The sequence below is a fragment of the Paenibacillus baekrokdamisoli genome, assembly GCF_003945345.1.
GTDB lineage: Bacteria > Bacillota > Bacilli > Paenibacillales > Paenibacillaceae > Paenibacillus_Z > Paenibacillus_Z baekrokdamisoli.
The window spans coordinates 3,021,394-3,037,079 of sequence record NZ_AP019308.1; the positions used below are offsets into that span (position 1 = coordinate 3,021,394).

14 protein-coding genes and 1 other RNA gene are annotated in these 15,686 nt (G+C 44.0%); 5 read left to right on the forward strand and 10 right to left on the reverse strand.

The genetic code is table 11. The features are described from left to right. Nucleotides 1-457: 457 nt before the first annotated feature. The gene (locus EKN16_RS13660; RefSeq protein ID WP_125657925.1) at nucleotides 458-808 is read left to right on the forward strand and encodes a hypothetical protein; all 351 of its coding nucleotides are present in this window, start codon (nucleotides 458-460) and stop codon (nucleotides 806-808) included. A gap of 174 nt (nucleotides 809-982) precedes the next feature. On the opposite strand, the gene EKN16_RS13665 is transcribed toward EKN16_RS13660, so the two are convergent. Next, on the reverse strand, nucleotides 983-1,432 hold the full coding sequence (locus EKN16_RS13665; protein ID WP_125657928.1) for a MarR family winged helix-turn-helix transcriptional regulator: 450 nt from the start codon (nucleotides 1,430-1,432) through the stop codon (nucleotides 983-985). A gap of 871 nt (nucleotides 1,433-2,303) precedes the next feature. Here EKN16_RS13665 and ilvD point away from each other — a divergent pair. Beyond that, on the forward strand, nucleotides 2,304-3,992 hold the full coding sequence (gene ilvD, locus EKN16_RS13670) for a dihydroxy-acid dehydratase (protein WP_125657931.1): 1,689 nt from the start codon (nucleotides 2,304-2,306) through the stop codon (nucleotides 3,990-3,992). A 247-nt stretch (nucleotides 3,993-4,239) separates the two neighbouring features. On the opposite strand, the gene EKN16_RS13675 is transcribed toward ilvD, so the two are convergent. After that, nucleotides 4,240-4,497: an anti-sigma factor domain-containing protein gene (locus EKN16_RS13675; protein WP_311547325.1), complete on the reverse strand. Its 258-nt coding sequence runs from the start codon at nucleotides 4,495-4,497 to the stop codon at nucleotides 4,240-4,242. Nucleotides 4,498-4,594: 97 nt separating this feature from the next. Here EKN16_RS13675 and EKN16_RS13680 point away from each other — a divergent pair, with 97 nt between their 5' ends. Then, nucleotides 4,595-4,939, forward strand: a complete 345-nt coding sequence (locus EKN16_RS13680; RefSeq protein ID WP_125657937.1) for a copper amine oxidase N-terminal domain-containing protein — start codon at nucleotides 4,595-4,597, stop codon at nucleotides 4,937-4,939. A 34-nt stretch (nucleotides 4,940-4,973) separates the two neighbouring features. Here the strand turns inward: EKN16_RS13680 and EKN16_RS13685 are convergent, their stop codons facing one another. Next, a complete protein-coding gene (locus EKN16_RS13685; RefSeq protein ID WP_125657940.1) occupies nucleotides 4,974-6,389 on the reverse strand; it encodes a polysaccharide deacetylase family protein in 1,416 nt (471 codons plus the stop codon). Between the two features lie 201 nt (nucleotides 6,390-6,590). Between EKN16_RS13685 and EKN16_RS13690 the strand changes: the two genes are divergently transcribed. Then, a complete protein-coding gene (locus EKN16_RS13690) occupies nucleotides 6,591-7,709 on the forward strand; it encodes an AI-2E family transporter (RefSeq protein WP_125657943.1) in 1,119 nt (372 codons plus the stop codon). A gap of 175 nt (nucleotides 7,710-7,884) precedes the next feature. Here the strand turns inward: EKN16_RS13690 and EKN16_RS13695 are convergent, their stop codons facing one another. The 3 genes from EKN16_RS13695 to EKN16_RS32645 form a co-directional block, all read right to left on the reverse strand. Beyond that, nucleotides 7,885-9,723, reverse strand: a complete 1,839-nt coding sequence (locus EKN16_RS13695; protein WP_232016410.1) for a peptidoglycan D,D-transpeptidase FtsI family protein — start codon at nucleotides 9,721-9,723, stop codon at nucleotides 7,885-7,887. 81 nt (nucleotides 9,724-9,804) lie between these two features. After that, nucleotides 9,805-10,704, reverse strand: coding sequence for a glutamate biosynthesis transcriptional regulator GltC (locus EKN16_RS32640; RefSeq protein ID WP_179955623.1), 900 nt, complete (start codon nucleotides 10,702-10,704; stop codon nucleotides 9,805-9,807). Between the two features lie 36 nt (nucleotides 10,705-10,740). Next, on the reverse strand, nucleotides 10,741-11,349 hold the full coding sequence (locus EKN16_RS32645; RefSeq protein ID WP_179955624.1) for a rhomboid family intramembrane serine protease: 609 nt from the start codon (nucleotides 11,347-11,349) through the stop codon (nucleotides 10,741-10,743). A 97-nt stretch (nucleotides 11,350-11,446) separates the two neighbouring features. Here EKN16_RS32645 and tpx point away from each other — a divergent pair, with 97 nt between their 5' ends. Next, nucleotides 11,447-11,965 (forward strand): thiol peroxidase, encoded by a 519-nt coding sequence (gene tpx, locus EKN16_RS13705; protein WP_125657946.1) that lies wholly within the window; start codon nucleotides 11,447-11,449, stop codon nucleotides 11,963-11,965. A gap of 88 nt (nucleotides 11,966-12,053) precedes the next feature. On the opposite strand, the gene EKN16_RS13710 is transcribed toward tpx, so the two are convergent. The 4 genes from EKN16_RS13710 to EKN16_RS13725 form a co-directional block, all read right to left on the reverse strand. Further along, nucleotides 12,054-12,446: a DUF1499 domain-containing protein gene (locus EKN16_RS13710; protein ID WP_125657949.1), complete on the reverse strand. Its 393-nt coding sequence runs from the start codon at nucleotides 12,444-12,446 to the stop codon at nucleotides 12,054-12,056. Between the two features lie 194 nt (nucleotides 12,447-12,640). Then, nucleotides 12,641-12,823, reverse strand: a non-coding RNA gene (ssrS, locus tag EKN16_RS13715) — 6S RNA. A gap of 48 nt (nucleotides 12,824-12,871) precedes the next feature. Continuing rightward, nucleotides 12,872-13,669, reverse strand: coding sequence for a YesL family protein (locus EKN16_RS13720; protein WP_125657952.1), 798 nt, complete (start codon nucleotides 13,667-13,669; stop codon nucleotides 12,872-12,874). Between the two features lie 376 nt (nucleotides 13,670-14,045). After that, complete coding sequence (locus EKN16_RS13725; RefSeq protein WP_125657955.1) at nucleotides 14,046-15,650, reverse strand: degradosome RNA helicase CshA; 1,605 nt, start codon at nucleotides 15,648-15,650, stop codon at nucleotides 14,046-14,048. Between the last annotated feature and the right edge of the window lie 36 nt (nucleotides 15,651-15,686).

Here is a 15,686-nt window from a genome sequence, read left to right on the forward strand (position 1 = left end):
TGCGGCGGATTTACAATATATCATGTTGATTTTAATTATGCAACTGTTAAAATAATACATTACTGTTGGATCAACTCAAATACTTTCTCTGAATGGAATAGATAAATTGCTCATCATCGAGAGTTTCTTTATTCAATATGTAAATATCTTTCGAATCAGCACCTCGGATTCCAGAGGAATGTTTATGCTTATGCCAGTTGTCATTCAAGGTAATGTGCAACAGCTGTGTGTTAGGCCATTTGCAGGATTAAATATTGATCTTTAGAAGAGTACTATAATGTAGATAAGTTTTAAGTCACTATAAAGAATTAATAATTTGTTCAGCTTCACTCTGCTCACAATAAACAAGCACTGAAAATTTGCTTATAAATATTTGTTTCCCCCCGTTTCAATCCCCTTCTATTTGTGCTAGAATGAAAGCGCTAACAATTTCATCTTTATTGAGGGGGATCATTACATGATGAATGTTGCAACGGGAGAGGTTCGGAACTTGTACGAAAACTTTGAGGTGGAGAAGGATATTTTTTACTTTAAAGTCGGTGCATTAGGCCTGATAAGCTTTCACGGTAGGAACTATAATATTAAGAAAAGCTTATCTGACGAGCAGTTAAAGGCGTACATCAAGAGTGGTCAGTTTATCAAGGTAAGCGGAAGCTGTTATGTCAATGCAACAAAAATCATGTCCTTCGCTGACGGTAGAATTAGCTTTGATCAGCTCGGATCTGAAACCAAACAGGTACCTGTCTCCAAATGGAGACAGAACCAGATAAAAACCTTACTTTCCGCTCGCAAGCCGATTGCTATGTAATAAACCCAATGAAGCCCTGTCTTGGATGACGTCGTCATCTTAAGATAGGGCTTCATTTGTGCAGCAGCTTCAATCCTCAAAGATAGATGACTATAACTATCCTATGATAAATGAATGACTTGTCCTCAAAAAGTCAGAATGTTTTCTAACAGTGAACAATTCTGAATAAAATAGTTAATCTTTCTCTTTCACTGCATCCATATTGGAAATGACTTGATTGAAAAGTCTCGTTAATTCTCTTATATCATCAGACGATAGCCCAGTAAACATCATTTCCATGATGGCGGTTCTTTTCACTTTAAGACGCTCTACCAGCTTCTGCCCAATGTCAGTAAGAACCAAATAGACGACACGGCGGTCTTCGACATCCCGCTCACGCTCAAGATATTGTAAATCAATAAGCTTATCAGCAATCCCTGTTATAGCACCTGCTGTAATTTGTAGTTTCTCAGCAATTGCTGAGGCTTTTTGAGGGCCTTCCTCGAATAATCTAACCAGAATTCTTGCCTGCATGGCATTAATACCTATATCTTTCTCTCTTGCCCACTCCGCATCCATACGGCGTTTAACCTGTGCGAACGTATGCTCGAGTTGAGCGAAATCTTGTTGACGTTGTACATCCATAGCATGAAACCTCCTTGATTACTTTCTCTAAACCTAGCTTAATCGATAATGTTTTACTTGTAAAGTATTTAGGAATAAAACAAATCATGTGTTTATTAATGATTTCCTAATCAGCTTAAGCCGCTCTTATTCTAATAAGTAATCGTAAAACATTATGAAACCGGGGCGGGAGCTTTGAAGCTTATTTTTGAAACAGAACGACTAAAGAGCTGCGTCCATTTGCAAATGATGGTGCAGCATCTGTACAAATGTCGGCCAATGACCACACGGTAGCAAAAACTACTCTATCCCACCCCTCATCTTATACGGACGGTGCAGCTGAGGGGCTGGATCGACTTTCGACGAGATGCCGCGAACAAAGGTTATGGTTATACTTTCGCAATTATTAGTAAGAATAGCAAGCTTCTTCTCGGCTGTATAAGCTTAAATCTCTCTGAGCATCGAAGGGGCGAACTCACCTAATGGCTTGGTGTCCCCTACTGGGAGCAAGGGTATGCAAGCGAACCGGCACGGCGAGTGGATTAATTCGGGTTTGATGAGCTAAAACTCAATAATATATGGGCAGCTGCTATGACTAAAACCCTACATCATCAGCAATTATGGTGAAAATCGGGTTGAAGCCAGAGGGGGACAGTGCTGTTCGTTAAGTGAATTATCCCCTGTTAGATTTAATGACATAAATAATTGCATGTTATGCTTATTGACATAAACTAACACTAGCTATTAAACAGGTGATCCAGTTGATTAGCTGATAGGCAAAGTAAAGTCTTCTTCCTCTCATTCCCGAAGCTCCTATGGCCGTTTATACTAGTTTTTCAATGTCCGTTGTGATAGACTCAAAGGTATTGATCTTACTTTGGGAGGGACCTAAATGGCGTCAACTAAAATGCGTTCAGACATGATTAAAAAAGGATTCGACCGCGCGCCACACCGCAGCTTGCTGCGTGCCGCTGGAGTAAAAGAAGAAGATTTCAACAAACCATTTATTGCGGTTTGTAACTCGTATATTGATATTATTCCTGGTCATATGCATTTACAGGAATTTGGTAAACTAGTAAAAGAAGCAATCCGCGAAGCTGGCGGCGTGCCCTTTGAATTCAATACGATTGGTGTAGATGATGGTATTGCAATGGGTCATATCGGTATGCGCTATTCGCTAGCAAGCCGTGAGATTATTGCTGATTCCGTTGAAACGGTTGTTAATGCTCACTGGTTCGATGGAATGGTTTGTATTCCTAACTGTGACAAAATCACACCAGGAATGATTATGGGTGCTCTTCGTGTCAACATTCCAACAATGCTCGTAAGTGGCGGTCCTATGAAAGCCGGTAAAACAGCCGATGGTCGTCCGATCTCACTTTCCAGCGTTTTCGAAGGCGTTGGCGCTTTCCAAGCTGGTAAAATCGACGAAGCAAGCTTAACAGAGCTTGAACAGTATGGATGTCCGACCTGTGGTTCGTGCTCCGGTATGTTTACCGCGAACTCGATGAACTGCCTTGCTGAAGGTCTTGGCCTTGCACTTCCAGGTAACGGTACTATTCTTGCCGTTTCGCCTGAACGTAAAGAGTTCGTCAAGCAAGCTGCTCGTCAGCTAATGAAGCTGATTGAGCTTGATCTTAAGCCGCGTGATATCGTGACAAAAGATTCAATCGATAACGCGTTTGCCCTTGATATGGCAATGGGTGGTTCTACTAACACTGTATTGCATACACTTGCGATCGCACATGAAGCAGGTATTGAATACCCAATTTCACGTATCAATGAAATTGCTGCTCGCGTACCGCATCTTGCAAAAATCGCACCCGCTTCCGACTTCCATATCGAAGATGTGCATAATGCCGGCGGAGTTAGCGCAATTCTTAATGAATTATTCAAAAAAGAAGGTGCACTGCATGGCGAGGTGCTTACTGTTACGGGTAAAACCCTTCGTGAAAATGTAGCTGGACATGAAATCACTGATACCAATGTCCTGCACACAATTGATAATCCTCATAGCCAACGCGGTGGATTAGCCGTATTGTTCGGGAATCTTGCTCCTGAAGGCGCAATTATTAAAGTAGGAGCCGTTGATAAATCCGTTAATGGCTACCATAAAGGCCCAGCAATCTGCTTCGATTCACAAGATGAAGCATTAGCCGGTATCGCTAATGGCAAAGTTAAAGAAGGACATGTTGTTGTCATTCGTTATGAAGGACCTAAAGGCGGTCCTGGCATGCCTGAAATGCTTGCTCCAACCTCACAAATCGTCGGTATGGGACTTGGCGCTAAGGTTGGTCTCGTAACGGACGGCCGTTTCTCTGGCGCATCACGCGGTATCAGTATCGGTCACGTATCTCCGGAAGCTGCTGAAGGCGGACCGATCGCATTCGTGGAAGATGGCGATCTGGTTGAGCTTGACCTAGACAACCGTGAGATGAACCTGCTTATCAGTGATGAGGAATTTGCTGCACGTAAAGCAAACTGGAAGGGCTTTGAGCCTAAGATCAAAAAAGGCTATCTTGCTCGTTATTCCTATCTCGTTACAAATGCCAGTACGGGCGGCGTACTGAAATTTAATTAATTACACCGGCATTTATTTATTCCTGAATAAACTGCTGGACCACGACTCGCGGTCCAGCAGTTTTTGTGTGTCTACAACCAACAAGAGGGCAGAAAAGCAGCTATTCAGCGCTCTTCTGCCCTCTTCCATTCATTAAACCACCAAACAGCTAACCTCCAGCTTTCTTTCCCGTTTAGGACCCCGAACTACTTTCTCCACCAGCAGAAGGAGTAAGTTTAGCCGCTAATACAACATTTCCTCTAGTTGTCTATCCATGTGCATCAGTTTCTTGCGTAATCGCAATCGAATCAAATTCATCAGCTGAAAAGGTATAATAAAGCGCTCCTTTGCCGTCCTTTGTTACAAAGGTCCCTGAATTGACCGGTTGATCTCCTTTTAACAGCCATACTTGAAAGACTTCCTCGTTCTTTAATTCCGGCAACTTCTCCGCTTGGACGATAAAACACATTCCTTTACCGTCAATGACGATACTCGCAAGGCCTATGGCAATGATTCGAGCGCATATGCATCACGCAGTTCTTGTGATCCAAAATCTGCTAATCGACGTATCATCCAGACATTATTAAGTTTGGGTATTATACATAGAAAGGCGGGGACCCATAATGTGGACAAATGAAAACACCATTAAGCTTACGATAAACACAAATCTGATTGATAATCGCCTCTATGTATCACTTCGCCCGCTTGCTGAAGCGGTCGGCGCAAACGTAGTTTATAAAAAGGCTGATCATACGATCCATGTCATCACTCCAGATCAACATGCTATTTTCTGGCCAGGAAGCTCCATTATGTCCTTGAACGGAGAAAGAAAGGAAATAGGCAGCCCCATCGGTTCTCGTAATCAACAAACACAAGTACCTCTTCGCTTTATAACGGAATTACTTGGTTGGCATGTAGATTGGGAAGACAACATCCTTATATTGAGTCAAGTTGAAAAAAAACAATAGACCTCACAACTTAGAGAGCCCATTAAAAATGCCGCTAAGGAGTAAACTCCCTTGCGGCATTCTGATTTTCGTAGGCTGGTTGTGGCAAGGGAGTTCGGTTCGCTGAATTAAGTTTGCCATCAAATCCTTCGGTTTTACTCCATTGTCGATTCAATAAATGATTAGGACCATAACGATGCCAAAATTCCTCCATCGACATAGCAATAATCCGAGGTGATAACCTTGATCCTTGTTCCTTTACTCTTTGCTTCCCTGATGGATGCATCACTTGCAGCAGAAGCTTCAAATAAATACGAGTCATCTTATCAAACAAACCAGGCGGTAGATCCAGCACACTAAACCCAAATTGCTCTGCGCCTCTGTTGATCATCGAAATTCCATATAAACCACGCACATGCTCAAACTTCTTCTGTGAAGCCACAAGTGCCGCAAGCTTCGGCATTGCCCTTTCCACTTCTCGGATTAGCTTAATGGCAACATGCATCATGGAACGTGATTCGGACATCATTTTGAACAGCTTCTTGTTGTCGAGATGAAGTTCAATAATGTCATCCTTATCTTCAATCGTTCTTCCATCCAAAAGCTTGAGCGGCTTTCCCCTGTAAGGAACAACCCGCACATGAAAGATAGAATCTAATCCGCCAGGCTGTAACCGAAAGAGCCAATGAAAAATCCGCTCCCAGCCCATCCAGCAGGATATTACAATCCGTTTCATCCACCCAAGTGAGCGCCTTAATGTCTTGCTGCGATCCGTAATCTCAAGCATTTCTGAGATATGTACGAATTTAAAGCCTCTGCGCTTACCCTCAGCTAGAAAAGGCTCAAGAGCTCCAAGCATGTTAGCCGGTGCATCTCGGTCAGCTCCCAGTGTATCGCCACAATCATGAAGCAGCAGCACTTCTCCAGGACGAAGCTTCTTCATCATGCGCTTCTGCAGACGCTTTACACCTACACCTTTTCGCCAATCCCCAAATAAAGTTGACCATAGAATAATCTGTAAATACCCAAGGTTGGAAAAGTCGAACAAATTCACAATCCCCCAAGGAGGTCTGTAATACGCAGATCGAACGCCTGTCGCCTTCTTAATAATTTCTGAGGTGCGATGAATTTGGCGTTTTACAGTTCCCGGACGCATAAACCAGTTGGATTTATGCACGTAATTATGTATGCCGATGATGTGACCCTCAGCATGCATTCTTTGAAGCAATTCCGGATGCCGTTCCGCATGCATGCCAACAACAAAAAAAGTCGCTTTTGCATCGTATTGCTTCAATAAATCTAATAATAAAGGTGTGTAAATGGGATCGGGACCATCATCAAACGTCAATGCAATTTCACGTTCGGCAAGTCCACGCTTAAATACACGAAATCCAAAAGTACGGCTAATTAAACCAGGGAGAAAGGCGTAAAAGGTTAAAATATAAAAGCCCCAAAGCAAGAAATTCTCCATATTATGTTATCCACCACCCTAGTTTCGTTCCCCTCTATCCACAAACGGAAGGCGGAGCAGCTATGATGCCTCCCCTTATTGTAACATAACGTGCATGAAAACGGCTATGATTGTTGATGTATAAGAAAGGTTAGGAAACATGGAGATAATATAGTACAATCTGGTTAGTAGTAAGATACATACGAGCAAAGGAGAAAGAAAATGCTTTCCTTTTACCGAAAATATTGGCGTACCGCATTTGATATCGCTCTTATCGCACTGACGGTTTACTTGATTATGTTTACTTTCAGCTATTTGTACCGCATCGCAACTCCCATTTTTTTATCCTTTATTATTTTTATGTTTATTGAACCTCCAGCCAAATGGTTAAATCGTCTTGGCTTGAAGAAGTCTATTGCCGCAGGAATATCCGTCCTGATCTTCACACTTGTCATCGTTGGAGCTTTTGTTGGCGTAGGCTTTATTATGACTTCACAAATTACGGGTTTAGCCGGCAAGCTTCCTTACTATCAGCACTTATTTACCGAACAGTTTCAGAAAAACTCAACCATGATTCATGATAAATATTATGCTTTACCGCCAAGCGTTCTTGCTAAACTAAATGATGTCATCGGCTACATCACGGACTGGGGCCAAAAACTTGCCGCTTCCTTCCTATTATCGCTCGGCGGATATTTAAAATCCTTCTCGACCTTTATCTTTAACTTCTCCATCGGGATTATACTGGCTTACTTTCTCAGTCTGGAAATTACAGATTGGAAACAGACTGCAGCAAACAAAACACCGAAGACCTTCAAGAAGGCATTCTTCTTCCTGCGAGATAATGTATTCTCCGGCATTGGCGCTTATTTGAAGGCTCAGGGGAAACTGATCTCCATTACCTTTGGCGTAATCTTTATCTCATTATTACTTCTTGGTGTAGAGAATGCCTTTTCCATTTCATTACTATCTGCTGTCTTCGATGTACTTCCATTGCTTGGTGTAGGAACGGTCTTCGTCCCATGGATTATTTATTTATTTATCGTTGGCAAAGCGGGATTAGCCATTTGGCTCTCGGTGTTATTCTTGGCTGTCGTGCTTACAAGGCAAATTCTCGAACCAAAGATTACCGGCGACACACTGGGTGTATCGGCCTTTACAATGCTAGCATTCATGATCGTCTCTTTATCCATTTTTGGCATTGCTGGGGTTATCTTATCCCCTATTCTCATGATTCTTATAAAAGCACTTTACGATCAGCGTTACTTCCAACGCTGGATTCATTCGCCAAAGGGCGAATTCGAGCAGCAGGCCGAACCACCTGCTGAACCGTTACCATAAACACGGATCCGTATGTTCCATCGGATCGCAATTATGGGACTGTCTCAAAAGTCATTTCCGGAAAATTTAACCTTCATTTTTCACGTAATATTCAGGTAAGAAAGAACCTTCAGATCCACTTTCATAGTGGCTTGAAGGTTCTTTTGCGCATATTATGGGATTGTCTTACTCAGGTTTACCCTTTTAGGACAGCCCCATCTGTATGTTTGGCTAGTATATCCATTACACCGCGGAAAACCGCTGTAGCTTGATTGGAAGAATTGGTTGCACGATTCTCAGCTAAGACAGCAACGACATAGCGAGGTGATTGAATTGGTCCGTAACCAGTAAACCATTGGTTGTTGCGCTCAAGTCCATCTCTGAGCGTCTGGGCAGTACCTGATTTGCCTGCAACTGTCCATACCCCTTCACGGATCGGCCGTCCTGTTCCATCCGTTACAACGGCTTCCATGCCGCGCAAAAGCGTTTGCAATGTGGCCCGTGACACTCTGCCATATCGAGATGTTGCATATTGTCTCTGCAGCGCAATCATTCGCTGACCATTCGCAAAACGGATCTCACTGACAAGCCTTGGTTCAATAACCTGTCCTTCATGCAAAATAGTTAAAACGAGATTGGCAGCCTGCAGCGGCGAAATCCTGACATCACGCTGCCCGATACCCGTTTGGGCGAGCAGTCCCCCATCTCTATGCTTAGGCAGTACAGAGAACAACCGCCCTGCCTCCTCTGCCTTAAACAATCGTAGCGGTTGGCCCAGCGGCGCAATCGACTCTTCCGAGCTCCAACCAATTCTCCGTCCGATCCCAAGCTGATCGGCGGTTATCGTAAACTGCTCTGCCGTTAATCGCTCCGCTAATGTAGCAAACGCAACGTTGCAGGATTGGGCTAACGCTTCTCGTAAAGAAATTCTGCCATGCCCACCATCCTTCCAGCAATGCAGCCCGTAATGACCATAATCTCCATTACAGGTGAATATCTCTCGCTCGTCCGTTGCTTTTGCTTCCAATGCAGCTGCCTCTGTCACTAACTTAAACACAGAGCCAGGAATTGCAGAACGGATGGCATGATCAGCTAAGTCCGTCCCCCCTGACCCCCGTGTATGGGCCGCAAGCTGCGGTCTCGAGACCATCGATATAATATCGCCACTGCGAGCATCTAGCACGACAATCGCGCCTTCTTTAAGACCCTTGAGATCCATGTAATCTTCGACTTCATTCTGAATAGATAGATCGAGTGTGGTCATGATACGCAGCGGATAATAGGGGTTACTCGGACTTGTCAACCGCATGTTCAAGCCCTTCAGTGGTTTATCCGCCCCATCGGTAAAATACGATACCGACGTAGCTCCTGTTCCTCTCAACAACCGATCGAGTGACTGCTCTAGACCAGAACCGCCAATCATATCCGTTACGAGCATCTTGCCAGAAGAGAGCTCATGATGAAATTTACTGCGTAGAAGCTCTGGATGCTGACTCATGTAACCAATGATATGCTTCTCATCGAAAGAAGAAGGATAACGGTTCCGATAAGGGAGTACGCGTATCCCGTTAAGATGAAGCCCACTCATAATCTTTAGCTGTCTCTCGCTTAGCTTCTGGGGAACCATTTCACCTTTAGCCTGCCAAAATGCCGGCTCCTTCAACGCCCGCACCCACTTCTCCAGCATCTCCTTCTCAACACCAAGCTCTCTTGCAAGCTTAGCGAAGTCCGTTGAATCCATTTCACGCGAACTAGCCTGTAAAGGAAACACAGCGAGTGCCTTATAGGTCTCACCGGTTATCGCTAAACCATGTCGGTCGTAGAAATCCCCACGGCCAGAATCTAGAACTAGTCCACGTTCACGTTGAGCAACCGCTTCCCTCTTCCAGTTGAGACTGCGCGTTGAAGCAGGTGCTGCAGGCATGAGCTGCAGCCAAGCTAGTCTCATGATAAGGAGGAGCAAAATCATACTCATCCCCATTAGAACAACAAAAACACGCCGGTTCCTCCCCATCCGACGCTCATTTTTGTTCATTGGTACCTCCTAAGGAAATGTTGTGGAAGTCTGTAGCTTCCATTATCCCCCTCAGAGCTCGCATTCAACCATCATTCCTTATTACTTGAGTCCCTTATTGCTGAAGAAATCAAGCAAGAACGATTGAAACACCTTTGCTACCAGCGGCAGCTTCTCATTCGAACGATAAATAAGACCAATGGTGCGGGTCACTTTTGGCGAATGCACGCTCACCTTAACTGGCTGAAGCGGTCCTGATGCATAAAGTGCCATCTCAGGCAGCAGGCTTACACCCATTCCGGCAGCGACTAATCCTCGGATCGTATCGGTCTCTTCTCCCTCAAAACCAATATTTGGGGTAAAACCAGCTTCTTTGCAAGCTTCCCATACGATCGGTCTAAGTGAATATCCCTTACTAAACAAAACAAAGGTCTCATCCTTTAACTGTAGCAATTCAATGGTTTCTTCACCAGCAAGTCGATGATTAGGGGGTAGAATCGCGAATAATTCTTCCGTTAGTACGGTTTGTCCTGTTACATGCTCATGCTGTTCCGGACATGGGGATACGAAAGCCAGATCCACCTCACCTTTGACCACATCACCTATCAACGAAGGATACATTCCCTGCTTAAATCGAAACTTCACATTCGGATTTTGTTTACGAAAGGCAGATACGACCTCAGGTATGAGAGAAAATCCTAGACTATGAGGAAATCCAAGTCGAATCTCCCCTTTCTCGGGATCAAGAAATTCCTGAACCTCTAGAACAGAACGTTCCAAATCGGCCAGAATAACTTCTGCGCGCTTCAAAAAAAGCATCCCCACTGGCGTAAGCTGTAGATTACGTCCCTTTTGCAGGAAAAGCTTAGCTCCAAGCTCCTCTTCCAACTGGTGAATCTGCCTGCTTACTGCTGATTGTGCCACATGCAGCTCCTCAGCCGCCTTGGTTACATGTTCTCTTTTTGCCACTCTCACGAAATAGTACAACTGACGCAGCTCCATAACTTCTCCTCTTCCGTTCAAGCTGAAATTGGCGTACTAGCGTTTATCCTTGTATAGCAAGTACCTGTCATACCCATAAGCAAATACAAAACCTGCGATCAATCCGCCAACATGTGCCCAAATCCCGATGCCCGGGACAAATACAGAATATATTAACCCAAAGATCAAAATCGTGTATACGGTCTTTCTTGAACCTTCATCCAGCGTCTTCTTAAGAACAGCCAAATAGAGATACGCACCATATATACCATATATCGCTCCAGAAGCTCCAGCGCCTGCAGTAGTTGGCTCAACTACAGCACTAAGGAAATTTCCAGCAATACCACATAGCAAGTAAAAGACAGCATAGCGAACATGACCGAGCATTCTCTCCAGAGGCGGTGCAAAAACTAAAATCGCAAACATATTAAAAAACAGATGTTGGAAACCAATATGCATGAAAACTGCGGTTACGTACCGCCAAGGCTCCTCGAGTGAAAAATGATTCTGATCTGGCGTGCTGTAGAACATTCCTTTGTCGAGCAGCGAGTGATTATCACTTAATAAATCCAAAATAAATACAATAATGTTTATAGCGATAATCGCTGCTGTAACAGGGTACATCCGTAAATAACCCCGGAAGCTTTCATATCTTAAAAAAATCATCATATTCTCCTTTGCTCTCGTAATTGGACAACAGCATTTCATTATGATTATAATAAATCTGGTATTGAACATCCATTTGAAGGAGGAAAATTTTAAAATGGCACAAGAACGTACTGGCGTCGCGACCCTTAAAGGCAACCCTCTTACACTGATCGGACCTGAACTGAAGAAAGGTGATCAAGCACCTGATTTTCAATTAAACAAATCACTTGTTGACGTCGTTACATTGAAAGACTTCGCAGGTAAAGTGAAGCTTGTTAGTGTTGTTCCATCCATCGACACTGGTGTATGTGATGCGCAAACGCGTCGTTTCAACGAAGAAGCTGGTAAATTGGGTGATAATGTTGTTGTCTTGACAGTCAGCGTTGATCTACCATTCGCACAAGCTCGTTGGTGCGGCGCAGCTGGTATCGATAAAGTCGTCTTGCTTTCTGATTACAGAAACAATAATTTCGGTGAAGCTTATGGCGTCCTGATCAAAGATCTTCACTTGGACTTCCGCTCCATCTTCGTTATCGACGAAAAGGACACTATTCAGTATGTGGAAGTACTCAGCGAGATGACTGAGCACCCGAACTATGAAGAAGCTTTGAACGCTGTAAAAGCACTCGTATAAGCTACATAAACGGATTCATTATAATCCGTACCTCTAAGCATACAACAAAAGCGAGAAAAGGGACTCCTTTCCTCGCTTTTTGTTTTGTTTATACACCGCTCGTTTTGTACTGAGCCAGCTTCTTATCAAGCGTTCGGTAAATATCAATAATGACCCTATAGTTAGAACCGAGGTCTCCGAATGATCCCCGCGAAGCGGAATAAATGTCTACCGCTGCTGTTACCGGATTAACACTTATAACCGACACCGTAATATCCATCGTACGTCCACTCATCGTTCTCTTCTCAAGCACGATCTCACCAACAGATTGTACTTCATGAAGAATTTTGTAGCCTTGCATTTTCTTCAGTGTGGAGACGACTTCTTCCCACGATCTTTCCCTAGACAGCTTGTAAAAATGGGATTTAAGCATTGGATCTTTCGCTTTATCGCCAGTCAATTCATGACTGCGCAGCAACCCAATTAGGGTCCGCTTCAACAAAGGTAATCTCCCCCTCCAACTTCTATGTACACTAGAAAATATCATAACATAGTTTCTGACATAAAAAAAAGGGGTTGCCCCCTTTTCAAAATATCAGATCGTATAAAAGCATATCCTTCTCTGATATTTCTAAATGAAGAAACTCAATTCTCCGCCACCAGGGACGGTATTTGCCGCTTCTTCTTGTGTTTTAAAGTAAACCCGCCATGCCGTCCGACTTGCTTGTTTCTGAACCCGCTCTCGCAGGTGGGTGTCCGCAGAACCGCTTTTGAGATCCCTTTTCGAGGGCATGTCAGCTACGCTTCAATCTAGGTCTCCCGTAATACAGCCATTGGTTCAAAACAAGTTATAAGCCGTAACGTACATCGCAGGATGTATTCCTATTATAGCCGGAGATGAAGGAAAAGTAAACGCGGCCCGAAAGGCTATTTCTTGGCGTTATGTCCTTCTTCTGTAATAAACTCAATGCCTTCATTATCGATCTTTTCTTGAAGCGCTTCAGCCTCGGCGGCTGCCGCGGCTTTCTCAGCTTGCATTTGCAACTTCGTATAAATCCCATAGAAATTCCAAAAAGCAATAGCTGCTACGATACTGCCAGTAAAGAATGGCACTAAGAACATCAGCTTGGGTGAACTGAAGCTAATGTAAACCACAAAGCCACACATAATAGCCGTCGATAGTGAGCGAAGCGGTCTGCCAATTGTTAAAAGTACGGCATTCTTCAACAGCTGGAATGTCTTCATCTGATAGTGAACAACCATGGAGAAGAAGTTAAAGAGGGAAACAGCCAGTAAAGCCATAAGAGCAATAAACAAGTAGGAAATAATCTGCAGCGACTCAAGCTTAACCAAATAGACTCGGAAGTCAACAATAAGGATAGCAAAAATAACCACGTACAGAATACCGCCGATCATGCTTTGTTTATAGCACTCTTTGTAATTCCGGAAGAAAGTCTTCAAGAGCGGAGCATCAACTTCACCCATGACCCATTTACGTGCAACCGAGAATAAGGCGGCCGTTGCCGGAAAGAGTGTGAAAGGTGCAATAACGCTCGAGAGAATTAAACTCGTCATCAAAGCATCACTTGAATCAGCCATTAAAATGGGAAAGAGAAGAAAAATATAAGGTATAGAACAAATAATCCAGAGCAAGTTCGTAACAGATAACCGCATGATCCATTCCGATATTTTGTAAAACCCGCCCATTAAGCCTCTCATTTCCATAGTTGCGCTTTCCTCCTAAATATATCCGCTAAGCAAGCGATTACATGAATGTTATACATTCTACTATAATATAGGTTGACTTAATTAGCCAACGCCCATTTTAAATTATAATAGGCCACCGTCTAGACGACTCGGACCTAATTACACAGGATATACAGTATTCACTAAGCTAGACCTGAAACTTATGGAGGTCTCCGCTAGTGAACAACGCAAGGTTATGGAGGTCTGCTGGTTCTTCCTTGTTCTCTTCATATTGCTTATCATTATTAGCCGTTCTATTCTGTATTAATCCCATTCGCTTATAATCGTTAAAAAACCGGGGCATCCCTATCCATCCGATCACTCGGCTGAGGGATAGCCCCGGTTCTTCAATTAATTATTCGTCAGAGGATGGACGTGGAGTGCGGCGAACTTCGCTGCGGCCTTCCGTACGGCCTTTACTTTGTCCGTCGCGATCACGATTGTAAGAGCTGCCTGTGCTGCTGCTTGAGCTGCTGCGTCCACCGTAACCACCACGACTGTCGCCGCGTCCGCTGTCGCTGCGTCCACGAGGACCGCTGCTGCTGCTTCCACTGCCGCCACCCGTGCGATTACCGCCGCCGAAAGGACCGCCAGAGAAACGACGACCACTCGAACGAACATCAGGCTTACGTTTTTTAGCACGAATTGGATCTTCTGGAGTCAACTCGATACTAACATCTTTCTTCTCACCCGTAATTAATTTAATTGCTGAAGCTAACAAATTAACGGAATCGTATTGATCCAGCATTTGAATAGCAATAGCTTTAAATTCATTAATGGCATCATTCTCAACAAACTCAAGAATGCGTTCTGCTGTTACACGCTGCTTACCTTCAATCGCTTCCGCGATGCTTGGCAACGGTTTTTTAGCAATTTTTTGACGTGTAACTTTCTCGATGAAGTGCAGATGATCAATTTCACGCGGAGTGACGAATGACCAAGCAGTTCCTTCTTTACCAGCACGGCCAGTACGGCCGATACGGTGTACATAGCTTTCTGGATCTTGCGGTAAATCGAAGTTAATAACATGTGTTACGCCGGATACATCAAGTCCACGTGCTGCAACATCTGTTGCAACCAGTACATCAATGCTGCCGTCACGGAATTTACGCATAACGTTATCCCGTTGGTTCTGTGACAAGTCACCGTGCAAGCCATCTGCGGAGTATCCGCGCTTCTGGAGTGCTTCGCTGAGCTCATCAACACGACGTTTAGTACGTCCAAAAAGAATTGCAAGTTCCGGCGATTCCATATCAAGCAAACGGCTAAGCGCATCGAACTTCTGACGCTCATGAACTTCAATATACGCTTGGTCGATAAGAGGTGCGGTTACTTGCGTTGGAATTACAGACACATGCTCCGGATTTTTCAGGAATTGTTGAGCCAATTTCTGAATGTTCGTTGGCATTGTGGCCGAGAACAACATCGTGTGACGGTTTTCTGGTACAAGCTTAAGGATTGATGTAATATCCTCCATAAAGCCCATGTCCAGCATTTCGTCCGCTTCGTCCAATACTACCGTTTGTACATCATCAAGACGGATCGTTTTGCGGTTGATGTGATCAAGCAAACGTCCTGGTGTACCAATGATGATTTGCGGTTTCTTTTTCAAAGCACGAATTTGTCTTCCGATTTCTTGTCCGCCGTAAATAGGCAATGAACGTAATCCTTTGTAACGAGTAAGCTTTCCGATCTCTTCCGAAACTTGAATGGCAAGCTCGCGGGTCGGGGTCATGATCAATGCTACGATACGCTCTTCGGTTACCGGAATCTTGTTAACAAGAGGTATTCCGAAAGCAGCCGTTTTGCCCGTTCCCGTCTGAGCTTGACCAATTAAATCGGTACCGGTCAGCGCAATAGGAATGGCTTTTGATTGGATTGGAGTGGATTCTTCAAATCCGAGCTCCGTGATGGCTTGTAAAACTTTGGGTTCCAAGCCGAATTCAGCAAATGTTTTCAAACTTTTTCAATCTCCTTCTATCTGCATCCTACAGAA